Origin of the sequence: Mycobacterium sp. E3251 (genome assembly GCF_001666835.1) — a bacterium.
GTDB lineage: Bacteria > Actinomycetota > Actinomycetes > Mycobacteriales > Mycobacteriaceae > Mycobacterium.
Genome location: NZ_LZJF01000042.1, coordinates 54,851 through 72,304, shown reverse-complemented (window position 1 = coordinate 72,304; position 17,454 = coordinate 54,851). Strand labels below are relative to the sequence as shown.

At 68.2% G+C, this 17,454-nt stretch carries 16 protein-coding genes; 4 read left to right on the top strand and 12 right to left on the bottom strand.

Annotation, left to right across the window (positions count from 1 at the left end; translation table 11 throughout):
- The 8 genes from A5697_RS05705 to A5697_RS05670 all read right to left on the bottom strand — a co-directional run.
- Positions 1-416 (bottom strand): Zn-ribbon domain-containing OB-fold protein (locus A5697_RS05705; RefSeq protein WP_068008732.1); only part of this gene is annotated, 416 nt, incomplete at its 3' end.
- The gene (locus A5697_RS05700) at positions 413-1,582 is read right to left on the bottom strand and encodes a thiolase family protein (protein ID WP_068008707.1); all 1,170 of its coding nucleotides are present in this window, start codon (positions 1,580-1,582) and stop codon (positions 413-415) included. The genes A5697_RS05705 and A5697_RS05700, both read right to left, overlap by 4 nt.
- Positions 1,583-1,600: 18 nt before the next feature.
- A complete protein-coding gene (locus A5697_RS05695; RefSeq protein WP_068008730.1) occupies positions 1,601-1,930 on the bottom strand; it encodes a hypothetical protein in 330 nt (109 codons plus the stop codon).
- Position 1,931: 1 nt separating this feature from the next.
- Complete coding sequence (locus A5697_RS05690; RefSeq protein WP_068008706.1) at positions 1,932-4,265, bottom strand: CoA transferase; 2,334 nt, start codon at positions 4,263-4,265, stop codon at positions 1,932-1,934.
- A 2-nt stretch (positions 4,266-4,267) separates the two neighbouring features.
- Positions 4,268-5,605 (bottom strand): amidohydrolase family protein, encoded by a 1,338-nt coding sequence (locus A5697_RS05685; RefSeq protein ID WP_068008703.1) that lies wholly within the window; start codon positions 5,603-5,605, stop codon positions 4,268-4,270.
- 207 nt (positions 5,606-5,812) lie between these two features.
- Positions 5,813-6,226, bottom strand: a complete 414-nt coding sequence (locus A5697_RS05680; protein WP_066951239.1) for a Zn-ribbon domain-containing OB-fold protein — start codon at positions 6,224-6,226, stop codon at positions 5,813-5,815.
- A gap of 6 nt (positions 6,227-6,232) precedes the next feature.
- Positions 6,233-7,441: a thiolase family protein gene (locus A5697_RS05675; protein ID WP_068008700.1), complete on the bottom strand. Its 1,209-nt coding sequence runs from the start codon at positions 7,439-7,441 to the stop codon at positions 6,233-6,235.
- 8 nt (positions 7,442-7,449) lie between these two features.
- Positions 7,450-9,675 carry an acyl-CoA dehydrogenase gene (locus A5697_RS05670; RefSeq protein ID WP_068008697.1) on the bottom strand — a complete coding sequence of 742 codons (2,226 nt, stop codon included), beginning with the start codon at positions 9,673-9,675 and terminating at the stop codon, positions 7,450-7,452.
- Positions 9,676-9,818: 143 nt separating this feature from the next.
- Between A5697_RS05670 and A5697_RS05665 the strand changes: the two genes are divergently transcribed.
- Complete coding sequence (locus tag A5697_RS05665; RefSeq protein WP_068008694.1) at positions 9,819-10,400, top strand: TetR/AcrR family transcriptional regulator; 582 nt, start codon at positions 9,819-9,821, stop codon at positions 10,398-10,400.
- Here A5697_RS05665 and A5697_RS05660 read toward each other — a convergent pair whose 3' ends face one another.
- Complete coding sequence (locus tag A5697_RS05660) at positions 10,401-10,985, bottom strand: TetR family transcriptional regulator (protein ID WP_068008690.1); 585 nt, start codon at positions 10,983-10,985, stop codon at positions 10,401-10,403.
- Between the two features lie 59 nt (positions 10,986-11,044).
- Here A5697_RS05660 and A5697_RS05655 point away from each other — a divergent pair, with 59 nt between their 5' ends.
- The 3 genes from A5697_RS05655 to A5697_RS05645 all read left to right on the top strand — a co-directional run bounded on the left by A5697_RS05655 (position 11,045) and on the right by A5697_RS05645 (position 14,456).
- On the top strand, positions 11,045-12,133 hold the full coding sequence (locus A5697_RS05655; RefSeq protein ID WP_068008685.1) for a DUF1214 domain-containing protein: 1,089 nt from the start codon (positions 11,045-11,047) through the stop codon (positions 12,131-12,133).
- Positions 12,130-13,302: a sulfotransferase gene (locus A5697_RS05650; protein WP_068008682.1), complete on the top strand. Its 1,173-nt coding sequence runs from the start codon at positions 12,130-12,132 to the stop codon at positions 13,300-13,302. Before A5697_RS05655 ends, A5697_RS05650 begins: the two co-directional genes overlap by 4 nt.
- Before the next feature lie 77 nt (positions 13,303-13,379).
- A complete protein-coding gene (locus A5697_RS05645) occupies positions 13,380-14,456 on the top strand; it encodes a DUF190 domain-containing protein (RefSeq protein WP_068008680.1) in 1,077 nt (358 codons plus the stop codon).
- A 56-nt stretch (positions 14,457-14,512) separates the two neighbouring features.
- Here the strand turns inward: A5697_RS05645 and A5697_RS05640 are convergent, their stop codons facing one another.
- From A5697_RS05640 to A5697_RS05630, 3 genes are all read right to left on the bottom strand, one after another.
- The gene (locus A5697_RS05640; RefSeq protein ID WP_067945067.1) at positions 14,513-15,406 is read right to left on the bottom strand and encodes a fructose bisphosphate aldolase; all 894 of its coding nucleotides are present in this window, start codon (positions 15,404-15,406) and stop codon (positions 14,513-14,515) included.
- Between the two features lie 115 nt (positions 15,407-15,521).
- Entirely contained in the window at positions 15,522-16,100 is a 579-nt protein-coding gene (locus A5697_RS05635; RefSeq protein ID WP_082953253.1) for a cytochrome b, read from the bottom strand.
- On the bottom strand, positions 16,097-17,212 hold the full coding sequence (locus tag A5697_RS05630; RefSeq protein WP_304442471.1) for a catalase family peroxidase: 1,116 nt from the start codon (positions 17,210-17,212) through the stop codon (positions 16,097-16,099). Before A5697_RS05630 ends, A5697_RS05635 begins: the two co-directional genes overlap by 4 nt.
- Positions 17,213-17,454 lie beyond the last annotated feature (242 nt).

Here is a 17,454-nt window from a genome sequence, read left to right as displayed (position 1 = left end):
CAGCCGGTGAAGTACGGCAGCGTGACATCGGGGCCGACGGCGTGGAACTGCACTTGCACGCGCATGCCGATCCGCAGCTCCTCCGGCGCGATCCCGACGACGTTGGTCAGCATCTGGTAGCCCTCGTCCAGCGTGACGATCGCGGGTGCGTAGGGCGGTTCGAATTCCGCAGTCACCGGCCGGTGAACCACCGTCCAGCTATAGATTTCGCCCAGCCCGGCGCTGCGCTCCCAACGCACAGGCGCCGAAAGGCATTGGCGGCAATGCTCGGTCGGCGGGAAGTTCGCCAGGCCGCAGGCCTCGCAGCGTTGATACCGCAACTCGCCGGAGCCGCAACCCTCCCAGAAGGGGGCGCTGAGGTGGCTACTCGCATGGGGCACGGGGCCGGTTTGCGGGCGCAGGGCATCAAACGTCACAGCGGTTCGTCCCCCAGGATCAGCAGTGTGGTGAACAAGGCCCCCGCTCCCCCGTTGCTGCACAACGCGATGTGCGCGCCGGGAACCTGAAGCTCGCCCGCCTGGCCGCGTAGCTGCTGGACCGCGCGGACGGCCCGCTGCATCATCTGCGGATTGGAGCCCGCGTGGCTGAACGACATGGTTCCTCCGTCGGTCGTGATGGGATGGCTGCCGTCGATGGCGATGTGGCCGTCGGCGACGAACGGTCCGCCCTCCCCTTCGCCGCAGAACCCGAAAGCCTCGAGCTGGCGGATGATTTCGAACGAGAACGGGTCGTAGAGTTCCAGCACGTCGACGTCGTCGGGCCGCAGCCCCGCGTGGGCGAACGCGCGCTCGGCCGCGCGCCGGCCGACCACACCATTGACATATCCGCCTTTTCGGTCCCGCCGGCCGCCGAGATCCCACACCGGCGGGTGCTGGTAGGACGGCCCGTGGAAGTCGGCGCCGCTGCCCAGCACGTAGATGGGTTGGCTTGCGCGGTCGATCTTTTCGACGTTGGCGACGACCAGTGCGCATCCGCCTTCGGAGGTGGTGGCGCAGTCGAGGAGGTGAAAAGGGTCGGCGATGGGCCGCGATGCGGTGATGTCGTCGGGCGCGAAGGGCCCGCGTTGGTAGTAGACGGCTTCGGGGTTGCACGATCCGTTGTTGCGGATGGTCGCCGCCACGATCGAAAGTTGTTCGCGCGTGGTGCCGTAGGTGTGCATGTGCCGGCGCGCGATGAGTGCGAACTCGGCGGTGGTGAACATGCCCCACGGCGCGACGAATTCGTTCTCGGGCCGAGTCCACGGCGCCGTGGCCTCGTGGTCGCGGTACTCGCCGGCCTGGGCGGCCACCAGCACCACCACGTCCGCCATCCCGTGTTCGATGGCGGTGACCGCCTCGGTGATCATGCCGACGCCGAAGGCGAGGCCCTGCCAGGCCGGGCCCAGCCGCAGGTCGTAGATGAGGGCGGTGGACAGCGGCCCCGCGCTGACCCCGTCGACGTCTTCGAGGCGCAGCCCCGCGTCGTCGAGTGCGCCGCGGATGGCCGCCAGCGCCAGGCTGCGTGAGGTCTCGCCGTCCAGGCGGCGGCCCTGCCGGGTGTTGTGCACCCCGACGATCGCGGCGCTGCGTTTCGTCCCTGCCACTTTCGTGATCCTTCGCGTCTAGTTCTCGTCCGCCACGACACCGAGATAGGTGCCGACGACGTCGTACGGTCGACCGTCACGGGTGATCGTCCCGATCCTGGTGGTTCGGGCGTCGGCGGGCGCCGCGCCGGCATCGACCACATCGATCCGCACGTCCACGGGCCGGGCCGTCTGCGGGTCGGTGATCTCGACGACCATCGCCACCGCGTGCTCGCGCTCGTCCCATTCGACGCTGGTGATGCGGTGCCGGGCGGTCAGTTCCATCACCACCGAGTCCTCGCGCACCAAAAAGCGCACCGGTGCGCACAATTCGCCGTCCCGGGGCGGAACACAGAGGGTGACCGCCATGTCACAGGCCCGCCGGCCGGGCACTGATGGTCCCCGACTGCCGCAACGCGGACAACTCTTCTTCGCTGCGCCCAAGCAGGTCCGTCAGGACCTCGCCGGTGTGCTGCCCGTACAGCGGCGGTACCCGGCGGATCCAGCGCCGCGGCCTGCCGAGGAATGCGAACGGCATGCCGGTGCAGAGGAAGGAACCGGCGACGGGGTGGTCGACGGTTTCCCAGAAGCCCCGCGCGTGTAGGTGCGGGTCACGCAGGAGTTCCGGGGCCGGCGTGACGCGCGCCGCGGGAACCCCGGCGCCGCGCAGCGTTTCGACCGCTTCGGCCACCGTCCGCCGTGCGGTCCAATCCGAGATGAGCTTGTCGATTTCGTCCGGGTGCTCCAGCCAGTCACCGGTGCGAAGATCCGGTTGGGCCAGCAGCCTGGCCAGTGCCGCGCGGGCGTCGTCGTCCATGGCGGCCAGCGCCACCCAATCGTCCTCGCCCCGGCAGCGGTAAACCCCTTGGGGGATCGCACCGGGGCCTCGATTCCCGTTGCGGCGCATCTCGATTCCGTTGCGCGAGTACTCCACCAGCATTTCGGCGGCCACGTTCAGTGCCGCCTCCACCATCGTCGATTCCACGTGCATCCCGGTTCCGTCGCGGTCGCGCACCACCAACGCCGCCACGGCGGCGAAGGCCGCATGCAGGCCCGCGATCGGGTCGCACACGCCGCGGGGGATCACCGGAGGGCCGTCGGCATGTCCGGTCATCCACGCCATGCCCGTGGCCTGCTCCATCGTCTGGGCGAAACCGACCCGGTCGCGCCACGGCCCGTCGAGGCCGAAGGCGGGCATCCGCACCATGACGGCCCGAGGGTTGGCCGCGTGTACCGCGTCCCAGCCCAGACCGAAGTTCGTCATCACGCGGGGCGAGAAGTTCTCGATGACGAGATCGCTTGCGGCGATGAGCTCCAGCGCGATGGCCCGTCCCGCGTCGGTGCTGAGCTCGACGCTGACGCCGCGCTTGTTGTTGTTGCTGCACAGGAAGACCGGGCCCCATTCCCACCACTGGTCCCAGCTGGGCGGGCGGCCGGCGGAGAAGCGCATGCCGTCCGGCCGGCGGACGCCCTCGACTTTGATGACGTCGGCACCCAGCGTGCCCAGCAGTTGGGTGGCGACCGGGCCCGCCCAGAAGGCGGTGAAATCGGTGATCCGGGTGTCGGCCAGCGGAAGCGCGCCGGTGTCGGCGGCCGGCGGCGGGGAGGGTCGTGGCGGCCAGGAGACGCGGCCGTTGTCTGCGCCGGGTCGCGGGGCCCGCCCGGGCGGCCTGGTGTCCATCGCGTCGCTGCGATACGGCACCCGGGGCTGCAGCACGCCGGCGCCGGACTCCACAAACACGCCGCGGTCCACGAAATGGTCGATGGCGGGCAACATCTCGGGTGTGGCGATGGGGGCGACCGGGATTCGGAAGGCGACCGCGAGGTCGACGATCTCCTGCGTGGTGCGGGACTGGGTCCACTGCGTGACCATGCAGACGAACTCGTCGCGGCGGGCAACGCGGCCGTCGAACGAGGCCAGCTCGGCGTCGTCGAGTAGGTCGGCGCGGTCGATCAGCACCAGGAAGTCCTGGAACTGCTGCGCGGTAATGGTGCAGAAGCCGACCATGCCGTCGGCCGTGGGAACGATCGACGGCAGCTCCAAACTGCGCTGTCCCAGCAGGGAATCCGCGCCCAGCACGCTGGCCGACATGGAAGACAGGCCGCCCATGGCGATCACCATCGCCTCGTACGTCGACACGTCGATGACTTCGCCTCGCCCGCTACGGCGCGCGTGCCGGGTGGTCGCCGCGGCGACCGCGGCGGCGAAGGTCCCCGCCAGCCACTCACCGAGCTGGCCGCCGGCCTGCACCGGTTCGTCCTCCGGCCAGCCGCGGCCGGCGGTGGAGCCGCACAGGGCCTGCAGGATGAACTCGTTGGCGACCACCCGATCGTCGACGTAGGGGCCCGTCGTGCCGAATGGCGTCACGGCGACCACGACGGCGGAAGGGCCGGTATGCGAACCTATTTCGTCGAGGGTCCACCCGTCGGTCAAGTCGGTGAGGACGATATCGGCGCCGGCCAGCAGCGCGGCGACCTCCGCACCGCCGCTGTCGGTCACCGACTTCTTGCCCGCGGCAAGATAGCCGAACAGCGCCCCGGGTGGCCCCCCGGCCGACCGCCGGCGTATGGAATCACCATCCGGCGATTCGATTTTCACCACATCGGCACCGGCGTCGGCGAACATCTTCCCGCAGTAGGACACCGCGATTCCGTTGGACAACTCCAGCACACGCCAGTCCTCGAACGGTGCTCGGGGTGACACGTTCAGTTGCCCAGGGTGGTGGCGCGGCCCGCAATGCCCCCGGCTTCCGCCGTCACCTGCGCCTGCAGGGCGAACTGGGTCATCCGGGTCCACGCGTCGCGGTCACGCTGGCTCGCCTGGCGCCCCACGTGCGTCACCACGTCGACGTCGGTGGCCTGGGCGCGCAGATACCCGGCGCGGGCGTGCTCCTTGGGGATGTGCCGGAACGGATCGAATGAGTAGGCGGCCATGGCGTTTTCGTGTGTGATCTTGTCGATCACCGCGTCGTCGAGATGCCCCATGGTCGCGATGACGTCCTCGGGCGCGAACGGCCAGTTGCTGTCGGAATGGGGAAAGTCGGACTCCCAGCACAGCATGTCCTCGTTGAACCAGTCCATGTTGCGCACGCCGACCTTGTCGCTGATGAAGCAGGTGTAGAAGTGCCGCTTGAACACGTCGGCCGGTCCACTGTAACCGGGCGGGAACTTGGCCAGCGTCCACCCCGAGTGGCGGTTGTAGACGTGCTCGGCCCGCCACAGGAAGTACGGTATCCAGCCGACGTCACCCTCGGTGAGCGAGAACTTCAGTTCCGGGAAGTCGGCCCAGAACTCGGCCCAGATCAGCTCGGTGAACGTGAACATGCTCATCATGGACGACGCCGTCATCTGCACACTGGGTGGGGCGTCCGTCGACACCTGGGGAGAGCGCGACGCGGAGCCGACATGCGTGCACAGCACCGTCTTGTTCTCACAGACCGCCTCGAACAGCGGATGCCAGTACTTGGTGTGAATGCTGGGCATTTGCAACGCCTCTGGATTCTCCGAGAACGTCACCGCGTGGCAGCCTTTCCCGGCGAGGCGGTTGACTTCCTTGGCCGCCTCGGCCACGTCGAACAGCGGCAGGATGCCGCAGGGAATGAAGCGGCCCGGGTAGGTCGCGCACCACTCGTCGATGTGCCAGTCGTTGTAGGCCTTGATCATCACCAGGTTGGTGTCGCGGTCGGGGCCCTGGTTGAGGACCTGCCCGGAGAAGCCGGTGAAGTTGGGGAAGTTCAGGCCGGCCAGCTGGCCGCCGGCATTCATGTCGCGGACCCGCTCGTCGACGTTGAAGCACCCGGGCCTCATCTCGTCGTAGCGGGAGGCGTCGATGTTGTACATCTCCCGCGGCTTTCCCGCCACGGCGTTCAGGCCCATGTTCCGCCCGCGGACCTCACCGTAATACCACTGCTGGATGCCGTCGGGTTCGACGACCACCCGGGGGGCACGGTCCTTGTATTTCGCGGGGACGTGCGCGTCGAACATGTCGGCTGGCTCGGCGATGTGATCGTCCACGCTGATCAGGATCAGATCGTCCTTGTTCATGCCGCACTCCTCGCCGATATAGTGACTAGTAGACAATGGCGTCGATCACAGTGTCAACCGCGTCCGCCGGTTCGCGACCGCGGCTAAACAATTGCACTGCAACGACGGAGTGCGCCGGCCGCACCCGCATTTTGTGGCCAAAGCGCGGGTACTACAGGGACTAATAGTCCCGCCGCGACTGCGCAACTGGCCGCACATTGGTCGGCGTCAGTCGGCGGGCGCGTACCGCAGCATCGTGACGTCGTGCTCCGGGTAGTCGAAGAACACCGGCTTCACCCGCATGCCCACCCGCAGGTCGGCTGGGTCGACGTTGACCATCTCGGTGGAAAACCTTGGCCCCTCGTCCCATTCGACGATGGCCAGCAGCTGCGGCACGGCATCGGCGAAGTGCGGGCTCACCGGCCGGCGGGCCACGGTGAAGGAATACAACGTTCCCATGCCGGAGATCTCTCGCCATTCCAGATCATCGGCGAGCGTGCGCGGCGCCCGCACCCGCGGGTAGAACACGTAGCTCCCCAGCGAGGGCGAGTACTGGATGACGATCCGGTGCTGCGCCAGCGCGTCCCAAAACGGCGTGCTGGTAGGGGTTTTGACGGGCATCGGGCGCTCGAAGGTGGCCATCTGTGATCAGTCCCCCTCGAGAATCAGCGTGGTCTGTTCCGACAGGATTCCGCCGTTGCCGGACACGAAGGCGCGGTGACAGTCGGCGACCTGCGCCGCCCCCGCGCGACCCATGATCTGGCGCGTGGCGTCGCAGACGTGGTGCATGCCGCCGGCCAGCCCGGCCTGACCGAAGCCCAGTTGCCCGCCCGCGGTGTTGAGCGGGAAGTCACCGCGGAAGGTGAGGTCATGGTTGGCGACGAACTCCATGCCCCTGCCCTTCTCGCAGAAGCCCGCGTCCTCCAGCGACAGCAGCACGGTAATGGTGTAGCAGTCGTAGATCGAGACCATGTCCATCTGCTCGCGGCTCAGGTCCGTCATGGCGAACGCGGTGTCGGCGGCCTCCGCGATCGGGCTGTGCAGCAGGTCCTTGGCATAGGTCGGGGTCTTGAAGGGCACGTGCTCGCCGAATCCCTTGACCCACACCGGCCGGTGGCGCGCGCGTTTGGCGAGATCCGCGTTGGCGACCACCACCGCGGCGCCCCCGACGCAGGGCATGACGATCTCCAACATGTGCAGCGGGTCGGCGATCACCGGGCTGGCCAAGACGTCGTCGACCGTAAGCGGCTTGTCCTTCCAGATCGCGCCCTCGGTGTGGTTGGCGTTGAACCGCTGATCGACGACGATCTTGGCCATCGCCCGCTCGTCGTACCCGTAGACGGCCGCATAGCGCTGGGCCACCTGCCCGTAGGGCCCGTTCTGGCCGAGGTTGCCGTAGGGAATCTCGAATTCGGCCTGAGGGGAGCCATATTGGTTGCTCGATGAACCGAAGAACATCGCGTCGACCATGGGCCTGGGCTTCTTCTTCGACGACGGGGTGATGTACCGCGCCGGCAGTGCACATAGGACCGCGTCACAGATGCCCAGCTCGATCGCCGCGGCCGCCCGCCAGACCATGGCCGCCGCGCTGGCTCCACCGAGGTCCACGTGCTCGGCGAATCGCGCTCCGACGCCGAGGTATTCGGCGATGGTGGAGGGCACGAAGATCTCCGACTCCGCCAGGTGCGACGCCACGATCCCGTCGACGACATCGCCGGGCAGCCCGGCGTCCTCGAGCGCGGCCGCCGACAGTTCCGCCCATTGTTCGATCGCGAATGGCGCAAGGGATGCCTTGTTGAGCCGCTCGGGCGGCAACTCGACGTAACCGACGATCGCCGCTTCTCCGCGTAATCCCATGGGCTGTCCTACTTTCGGGGGAGTCCGAGGATCATCTGCGCGATGATGTTGAGCTGAATCTCGCGGGTTCCCCCGCCGAGCAATTCGGCGGGGAGATGCAAATAGGGTTCCACGACCGCTGCGTCGGGATCATCGACCATCGCGACCTGCCCGGCCAACTGCAACGTGGCTTGAAAGGTGCGCCGCAGCAGCACGTTCATCGCGACCTTGGCGATGCTGGACGCCGGACCCGACGCCTGGCCGTCGAGCAGCCGGATGGTCTCCCGCACCCCGAGCGCCCTGATCGCGTTGGCGTAGGCATCGAGCTCGCCGAGCGCGCGCAACGCGTCGTCGCGGTCGGGTCCGGGCTGCGCCGCGAGCCGGCGGAGCGCGACGGCGCGGTCGAACTTGACGTATCCGCCGATGGCCGAACGCTCCTCGGCCATGGTGGCGATAGCGAGGCTCCAGCCGTCGGAGGGGGCGCCCAGCAACATCTCGTCGGGAACGAAGACGTCGTTGAGGAACACCTCGTTGAAGTGCGCCTGCCCGGTAGCTGTTTTGATCGGCTGGATTTCGATGCCGGGCGACCGCATGTCGAGGATGAAGTAACCGATGCCGCGGTGCTTGCTGGCTTCGGGGTCGGTGCGCGCCAGCAGGGCGCCGAGGTCGGCGTACTGCGCCAGCGACGTCCAGATCTTGTGGCCGTTGATCCGCCAACCGCCGTCGACCTTGGTCGCCCGGGTGGCCAACGACGCGAGATCGGAGCCGGCACCGGGCTCACTGAACAGCTGACACCAATGAATCTCGCCGCGCTGGGTCGGCGGAATCAGCCTTTCTTGCAGGTCTTTTGGTGCCGCGGCCAGCACCGAGGGCAGGATCCACTCGGCGATGTTCAGCGACGGCCGGACCAGCCCGGGTCGCTTGGCGAACTCTTCGTCGATGATGAGCTGTTTGAGCGGACCCGCATCGACGCCCCAGGGCGCCGGCCAGTGCGGTGCCATCAGGCCGGCATCGGCGATCAACGTGCGCTGGGGCCCCGAGGCCTGGTCCGGGTAGTCGCCGTGCGGTGCCGGTTTGTCGTTGCGCAACTGCATTGCCGCATCCAGCGTCTCGGCGACCCAAGACCGGAAGTCGGGTTCGGCGTCGCCGAGATTCACCGACATGTCGCGCGTCTGGGCGCACGTAAGCTCGCCCAGCCGGCGCGCCCAGCGATTCGCCGGACCTATCGATCCCGCCAGGCTGATGGCCCGCCGCCAGTACAGGTGCACGTCGTGTTCCCAGGTGAAACCGATGGCGCCGAGCATCGTCAGCGCGTCGAGCACCAGGTCCGGGATCGGCGAGACCGCGATCGTCGCCGCGCCACCGGCCGCCATTCGGTGCTGGTCGAGCGATTCATCGACCGCGCGCACCGCGTCCCAGGCCGCCGCGGTGGCCAACTCGCTGTTGACCAAAAGCATCGCCGCACTGTGCTGCAGCGCCTGGAAGGTTCCGATCACCTTGCCGAACTGCTCGCGGATGCGCAGATGCGCGGTGACCGCCTGGACGCACCACTGCGCGATGCCGGCCATCGCGCTGGCCACCAGACTCACGGTGACGCACCGCGCGCGGTCGGGGTCGATCCCACTGAGCACTTCCGACTCGGCCGCACGATAGTCGTCGAGTCGCAGGATGCCGGCGTCCGCGACCAGGTCGGTGCCGTTGACGGGCTCCGCTGTCGCCGTGGGGTTTTCGGTGTCGACAACAACCCAGACCACGTCGTCGTCTTCCGCTCGGGCGCCGACGAGGACCGTTTCCGCCGCGCAGACCCCGACGGTTACCTCCGACACCCCGGTGATCCGCCATCCCCCGCCGTCCGACCGTGCCCTGAAGTCGCCGTCGTCGGGAAGCACTACGGCCGCGATGACGCCGCCGGCCAGGTCGCGCACCAATGCTTCGGCGGCCGGTGTGGGATCGGCAAGCAACGCGACGGCCCCCGCGGCAACCGTCGGCAACAGCGGCCCGGGCAACAGCGCCTTGCCCGCCGCCTCCAGAACGCAGGCCGCGTCGATCAGCCGGCCGCCCTGGCCGCCCAGGCTTTCGGGTAAATGTACGGCGTGAAAGCCGTTGGCGACGAGGGCATCCCACCATCCGGGGCGCCGCCCCGCCGCGAGGTCCTCGAAGCTGTCGCGGGTGGCGGCGATCGGGGCGTGCCGGTCGGCGAACTGCCCGACGGCGTCGCTGAGCTCCTGCTGCTCCGGACTCAGTCCCAGGGTCACGATGGCGGCCGAGAGGTGACTATGGTTGGCCGCACCGACTGATCCTTCCGGGACTTACAAGACGAACCGTCTCGTCTTGTGGCAGACTACCGGGGGTAGTCAGGCTATGTAAAGCGGGCCACCGCGGCAGTGAGGATCACCATATGCCAAGCGATCTCACCCAGGTGGGCACGCCGAGGCGGCGCAGCGAGAAGTCGCGCAGGGCGATCGTCACCGCCACGCGCGAGCTGCTTCTCGAGCGCGGCTTCGACGGTCTGACCATCGAGGCCGTCGCCGCCAGGGCCGGGGTGGGCAAGCAGACCATCTACCGGTGGTGGCCCAGCCGCCCGGCGCTGGTCGCCGATGTCATGCTCGAGGACGCCGATCAGTTGCTGGCGTCGGTGTCCCATACCGGTGACCTGGCCGCCGACCTGATGGGCTGGGTGGGCAGGCTGGTGACCAGCCTGACGACCGCCCGCGGTTCCGCGATGTTGCGGACCCTGACCGTCGCCTGCATGGAACACGAGGACACCGCCGTCAGACTGCGCGCCGGATTCAGCGCGCCGCTGCACGAGAGCGTGCGGGCCCGGCTGCTCGCCGACGGCATCGCCGCCGCGCTGGCCGAATCGGCCGCGGACGCGATCGTCGGCGGGGTGGTGTACCCGATCCTTTCCGGCGCCCAGCACTACTCGCGGCGCCGAGCCGAGCGCACGACGCGGCTCATCGTCGAGGCGCTCAATGGCTGATCAGCTGATCGTGATCGCTCTTAGCCCCTGACTCACGCGGTCCGGAAGCGAGCCACCGTGGCTGAGCCAATCATCGAGGGCGATCCGCACGGTGGCCATCGCCGCCGCGCCGATCAAGCGGGGTCTTGGGTCCTGCGGGGCAAGTCGCGTCAGCCGCGGCGCGATCAGGTCGGCGATCGCACGCTCGTACCGCACGTAGATGTGCAGTGTCCACGCGTCCAGTGTGTCGGAAGACCTTGTCAGGATGGCCAATTCGCGAACCTGGCCCTCGATGTCGGCGAACCCGTCGGCGAGCTCCGAGAAGGCGCCGATCACCGCATCGGTGGCGCTCAGGCGCTCGGGCTGGGCCGCCAGGGCGGCGGTGATCCGGTCGAGCCAATGGACGGTCATGCCCTCGGCGACGGCGTCTTCCTTCGAGTTGAAGTAGCGGAAGAAGGTCGCCCGCCCGATGTCGGCCTCGTCGGCGATGCGGTCCACCGTCGTGCCCGCCAAACCGCGGTCGGCGACCAGCTGAGCGGCGGCGGCGGCAATGCGCTGACGCATGGCCATCCGTTTCCGTTCGGCCAGCGAGGCCGTCGCAGCCATTCCCCACCTTTTCCCGTGAATCAACCCCGAACTGTAAGACATAGTCTTAGCATGAGACGATGTCTCACGAGGCGGATTCGTCCAGTCAGCGGGCGCGCGCCGCTTGGCAGTTCGTCCAGCAGATGCTTGCTGACGTCACCAAGGTCGTGACCGAGGACGCCGAGTCCGAGCGGGAACTGCTCGAAGGGCTCCGGCTGATCGCCCGCGTCGCTTCCCTGTGCGCGCAGATGTCGGTCGAGTCGGATGCCGAGCGGCCCTCATTCTTCGATATGTGTTCGGACAACCGCATGGTCGGCGGTCCCAACCCCGATGGCAACTACTACCTGGCGATGATTCGTGGGGACCGGAGCTACCGGATCACCGGATCCCGGGGCACCAGCGCCTACCTCGGGCTGCAAATCCTGGCCGGGACGGGGCTGACGCCGCGCCGCATGGCGGCATACGTCAGCGACGTCGACTTGGCCCTCGACGCAGGCGAATTCGCGCTCGTGCTGTCCGCGGACGAACCGGACGATCTCGCCGGTGCGCAATGGGTGAAGATTCCCGAGGACGCCTCGTCGGTGGTGGTGCGGGAGTACATCGGTGATCGCGCGCGTGAAGAGCTGGCCACGCTGCGGATCGAGGCGTTGAACCCCCGCCCACTCGCGCCGCTGACGGACGGCGAGCTCGCCGACCAGTTCACCGCGATGGCGTGGTCATTGATGAAGCTCGCGACGCTGCACCGCACCATCAAGCCGGAACTGCTCGACTTGCCGAACACGTTGCTGACCGCCGAGGCCGCCAACCTCGGCGCCGCTGACACCACCCCGGACAACCTGTACATGATCGGGACCTACCGGCTCGAACCGGACGAGGCACTGGTCCTCGACATCGCTCCCCCCGACACCCGCTATTGGAACGTCACGCTGGAAAGCATCTGGCACGAGTGCCTGGAACCGCGTGCCCGGCACAGCTCGGTGACGAACCGCGGCGTCGCACCCGATGGGGACGGCCGGGTGCGAATCGCGATCTCCGCGAAGGACTTCGGAGTGGGCCACTGGCTCGACACCGGTGGCCGCCACCGCGGCTTCGTCGTCCTGCGCTGGCTGGACAACCCAAGCCCTCCCGACGTGGCAGTGGCGGTGCGCCGATGTGAGGAGCCGGTATGACACTGAAGGACCGATTCGCCCCCGAACGGCTGATCGCCACCGCCTGCGAGGAAGTCGGAAGCGAAGACTTCGGCGCCGAGGGGTGGCGGCCAGGCCTGCACCGCCTGACCGACGGGCTGATCAACGACGCGCGGCTGTCGGACATCGGTGTGGAAATCGCCTACCTCGACATCATGCGGGCCCTCAAGAATCGCCTGGGCGTGATCGCCTGGCGCAAGCAGCATCCCGAGGTCGCGACGAAACCGGTTGCGGCACCGATATTCATCGTCGGTCAGCCGCGCACCGGGACCACGATCCTCTACGACCTGCTCGCCCAGGACCCTGCGCTGCGCGCCCCGTTGACCTGGGAGGTCGACGAGCCCTGCCCCGTTCCGCAGCCGGAGACCTATCACGACGATCCGCGCATCGCGCAGGCGCAGGCCGCCATCGAGATGTCCGAGCAGATCATGCCGGGGTTTCTGGCCTTTCATCCGATGGGCGCCCTCGTCGGCCAGGAGTGCGTGCGCATCACGGCCGCAGAGTTCGTCAGCATGATCTTTTCGGTGCAGTACCGCCTGCCCGGTTACTACCGCTGGCTGCTCTACGAGGCCGACCACACGGGCGCCTACCGGTTTCACCGAATCTTCCTGCAGCACTTGCAATCCGGCGTTCCCGGACAGTGGTTGCTGAAGTCCCCGGCACATTTGTGGCAGCTCGACACGCTGCTGGGCGAATACCCCGACGCGTTGATCGTGCAGACCCATCGCGACCCGCTCAACGTCATCTCGTCGATTGCCGCACTGACCCACCACCTGCGCCGGATGTGCAGCGACGAGTCCAGCATCGCCGAGTGCGCGGCCCAGTCCTACGAGGAGATCGTCGTCGGGCTGGAGCGCGAGATGGCCCTGCGCGACTGCGGGGCGGTGCCGGCGGACCGCGTGATCGACGTGCAGTACGCCGACTTCATCAACGACCCGTGGACCACGATCAAAGACATCTACCAGCGGCTCGACCGCGAGCTGCGACCCGACGCCGAGCAGAAGATGCGTGAGTTCCTTGCCGCCCACCCCGGTGACGGCGGGCGCGGCCGCTACACCTGGTCGGACACCGGCCTGCAGGCCGACGAGGTCCGCGAGCGGGTGCGCGCCTACCAGGACCGCTACGCGGTGCCGACCGAGACCCTGCGGTGAGCCGAACAGCGTCGAACACCGTTGCGGCGCTTGAGGTCCCAACCTAGTAGGATCGCCGCAAAGCGACTGGAGCGGACATGGACGAAGACTGCCTGAAGCTCACCACCTACCTGGCCGAGCGGCGGCGGACCGACGAGGGCTTTGTGTCCGATGTGCTGCTCGATCTCTATGCCCGGCAACGCATCGCCTGTGGCGTGGTGTTGCGGGGCATCGGAGGCTTCGGTTCCGGGCGCCACTTGAGAACCGACGAGTCGCTGACATTGTCCGAGGACCCACCCGTCGCGATCGTCGCTGTCGATACCAGGACGAAGATCGAGGCCCTGCTCGACCCGGTGCTCGCCATCAAGCAGCGGGGCCTGGTCACCTTGGAGCGGGCGCGGCTGCTACGCGACGACGGGGCGCTGCGGCTTCCCCGCGAATTGCGGGAAGCCGTCAAGCTGACCGTCTACGTCGGCCGCAAGGAGCGCGTCAACGGCGCCCCCGCCTACGTCGCGATCTGCGATGTGCTGCACCGGCGCCGGATAGCCGGGGCATCGGTGCTGCTGGGCGTCGACGGCGTCACCGATGGGCAGCGGCACCGTGCGCGCTTCTTCGGGCGCAACGCCAACGTCCCGATGATGATCGTCGCGGTCGGATCCGGCGAGCGCATCGGCGAGGTGTTGCCGGAGCTGATGGGGCTGCTTCGGCAACCCATGGTCACGCTCGAGCGGATCCGCGTGTGCAAACGCGACGGCGAACTTCTGGAACGGCCGCACGCGCTCCCGGGGGTCGACGAACGGGGTCTACCACTGTTCCAAAAGTTGACGGTCTACACGTCCGAGTCGGCCCTACGCGACGGGGTGCCGATTCACCGCGCGATCGTGCAGCGGCTTCGTCAACGAAACGCGCCCGACGGCGCGACGGTGGTGCGGGGCATCTGGGGCTACCACGGTGATCATCGACCGCACGGGGACAAGTTCCTCTCGCTACGCCGACGCGTCCCGGTGGTGACCATCGTCGTCGACACCCCGGCCAACATCGCCGAATCCTTTGACGTGATCGACGAATTGACTCGCGACGACGGGCTGGTGACGAGCGAGATGGTGCCCGCCGTGGTGTCGGACGAACGTGACGCCGGCGACGGCCCGCCCCGGATGGCCGACCACCGCTACTAGCGGCGATCGCGAGCGCGGCGAAGCCGGGCGAACGCGGGTCGCCGCCATCGGTGGGCTCAGCCGGCGACCGACGCGTCGTAGATCGATTGGATCGCCTTGTCCAGCGTGGCGTTGAACTGCTCGTCGGACTGGTCGACGGTGAGCCCTTCGGTCAGCGCGCGGCTAAAGCTGGCGATCAGCCCGTGGTTCTTCGCCAGCAGCTCGTTGGCCTCCTCGCGCGAGTAGCCGCCGGAAAGGGCGACCACTCGCATCACCTTCGGGTGGTCGATCAGGGGGCGGTAGAAGTTGGCCTCGGTCGGCAGGCTCAGCTTGAGCATCACGCGCTGCCCGTCGGGCACGTTCTCGAGTTGCTTGGTGATCTCGTCACGCAGGATGCGCTCGGCGTCGGCCTTGTCCGCGATCGAGATGGTGACCTCGGGCTCGATGATGGGCACCAGACCGTGCGAGAGCACCTGGTGGGCGAGCTCGAACTGCTGGGCGACGACGGCGGCGATGCCCTTGGCGTTGGCGCCGCCGATCACCGACCGTTCCTTGGTACCGAAGACACCCTTGCTCACGGCGCGCTGCAGGAGCTCGTCCAGTCCCGGGATCGGCTTCATCAGCTGCACGTCGTCTGACGCCTCGGCCAGGCCCTTGTCGATCTTGAGGATGGGCACCACGCCCTTGGTCTCCCACAGATAGGTGGTGGACGGGGTGCCCTCGATCTCGCGGTCCATGGTCTGCTCGAACAGGATCGCGGCCAGGACCCGGTCCCCTGTGAACGCCGGGGAGGTGATGATCCGCGAGCGCATCTGATGGATGAGGTCGAACATCTCCTCTTCGGAGGAATACGCGTCGTCCTGGATGCCGTAGAGCCGCAGCGCCTTGGGCGTCGAGCCGCCGCTCTGGTCGAGCGCGGCGATGAACCCCTTGCCCGACGTCATCCGCTCCGCTTGCTTCTCGTTCGGCATGGAAGTTCCCCACTCCTTCGTGGTCGGCATATGGTCACGGCGCCCGCGGTGCCCAGCACCCTGCGCTAATCGTGCCGATCATATTCGGCCGATCGCAGCCCGGGGAGGCAGGTCGTTACAGCTCGGCTTGCTCTGGCCGCGCCGGGGCGGGCCTGGCGCGCCACAGCGCCATGCGGTCAAGCAGCCCGTCGCGCAGCACGAGCGTGTGAAAGAGCACCGCGCACATGTGGGCGGTGAACGTCAGAAACAGCAGTAATGCCAGAGCGCCGTGGCACTCGCGCAGCACCGCGAACACGTCGATGCTGTGCGGCGCGATGCCGGGCAGCCGCAGCGGCCCCACCAGCGTGACCGGGAACCGCGCCGCCGACAACATGGCCCACCCGGTGAGGGGCTGCACCAGCAGCAGGGCATAGAGCAGGTATTCCGACCACGTCGCGATGCGCCGTTCGGCGCGACTCATCGTGGCCAGAAACGGTGGGGGCCGGTGCCTGAGCCGATTCGCCAGCCGCACCACGGCGAACGCCAGGATCAGCACGCCCAGCGGCCGATGGATGGCCAGCAGCAGCGGGTAGTAGCTCAGCGCCGCGACCATGGTGACGCCGATGAGCAGTTGCGCGATGACCATGGGCGCCATCAGCCAGTGCAGCAGGCGGGACGGGAGCGCGAACCGTGCCGCGGCGGCCCCGGCCGTCACCGGAGCACCCGGGAAACGTCGACCGCGCTGGGCGTCTTGGGTTCCTCCGCGCGGCGGGTGAACGAGCGGGCGTAGACGGCCGACCTCGCGGCCAGCAGCGGGTCGTCGGAGGCGGTGATGCCGTCCGGCAGCACCAGCGGGTCGAAGTTGATGTCGCGGGCGTTGCCGGGCACCTCGGTCTGCACCGCCGTGACGGTGATGGTGCCGGCGTCGATGGTGCGGCGCGATCGCGGCCAGGGTTTCGTGGCGTCGTGGGTCGGATCACCGGGTTCGCCGACGGTGAGCACCAGGCGCCAATTCAGTGGTCGCTGCGCAAGCGCGCGAATGAGGTCGTCGAACAGGTAGTCCTTGCCGGCCGGTGACGCCGGCGCGGCCGGCGCTTGCTGCGGAACGGCGGCCCAGCGCACCGGAACGGTCGCCCCGGCGCCGTTGGTGAAATGAAACGCGTTCAGGCCGTGGAACGCGCTGTCGGCGAACCCCGCGCTCGGCGGGGCCTGCTTGATGACCTTCATCGCCGCGACCGTCTCGGGATGACGATCGAGGAAGGCGGCCATCTTCTCCGGGTCGGCCTTGCCCGTCGCCGCCACGGGTTTGGACGCGAGCAACCGGTCGTAGAAGCCCTGCGGCGTGCTGTCCGGGAAGACGGGGATGTTGACCATCGCGGTGCGCCATTGCTGGCCATCGGGGCCCTGGAAGAGCAAGCCCAGTCCGCGCACCGTGGTCGGCGCGTCCGCCTGATCCGGAAGGCCACCCGACAGCGAGAACCGGCCGATCACCGGCACGGTTCCCGGCCGGAAGACCGCGGCCCGGCAGATCGCCGCCGCCGCCCCGGTGCTCGTAAATGTTCCGACCGCGCTGAGCCCCTTGGCGTGATTCCGGCGAAAACCGTCGTGGCGCCCGTAGACGTTTTCGAAGCGGTCGGCGAACCGGGGCGGTGTCAGAGCGCCGGGTCGCAGCCAACCGCCTGCGTAGGCGAAGCCACCGACATCGACCGCGGCGATGCCGGCCACCGCCCCCATGCCCAGCAGTGCGCGCCGGCGTGTCACCGCGTCGGGACGGGCGCCGGCCGTCTCGAGGTCGTCTGGCTCCCCACCGCGATCACCGGGCTCCACGCCGACCGTCCTTCCGCGTTTGGGCAGGCCAGTGGGCCCGAGCTGGACACGAATCCGGTACAGGCAATTCACGCATGGGCCAATGCCATGCGCAACTTCTGCGGGAGGCGTCGCACACACTCACAGGACGGCGCGCCGACGCGATTCGTTCACTCGTTTTGGGTGTCGTTCCCCGCGTGTCATACCATCGAATAAACAATCTGCGGCTGCATCTGTAGCTAGAGCGCGAATCGACGGAGTGT